General features: G+C 67.4%; 1 pseudogene. It reads left to right on the top strand.

The features are described from left to right. A pseudogene (locus ACLJNW_RS26345) lies at positions 1-255 on the top strand (anibiotic ABC transporter); the annotation flags it as partial. Between the last annotated feature and the right edge of the window lie 3 nt (positions 256-258).

Genomic DNA, 258 nt, shown 5'->3' with positions numbered 1-258 from the left:
GTGCAGTCGATCTCCCGCGCCAGCGTCTCCTATGCCGAGCTTTCCAGCATGGTCGGCGGCGTACCGGGGCTCGGCCAGGATGGCGAGCAGCTGTACCGGCTGCGGGTAACCCTCGACGACCAGGCGGTGACCGCCTACGGCCAGCCGCGTCCGCTGCAGAGCGGCATGCTGCTGGACGCCGACATCCTCCAGGACACCCGGCGCCTCTACGAATGGGTGCTGGAACCGCTCTACAGCCTGACCGGCAAACTCTAGGAA

The sequence above is a fragment of the Salmonella sp. SAL4457 genome (assembly GCF_046548235.1).
GTDB lineage: Bacteria > Pseudomonadota > Gammaproteobacteria > Enterobacterales > Enterobacteriaceae > Salmonella > Salmonella enterica.
The sequence above is the reverse complement of the archived record's forward strand: the minus strand, read 5'-3'. Positions and strand labels throughout refer to the sequence as shown.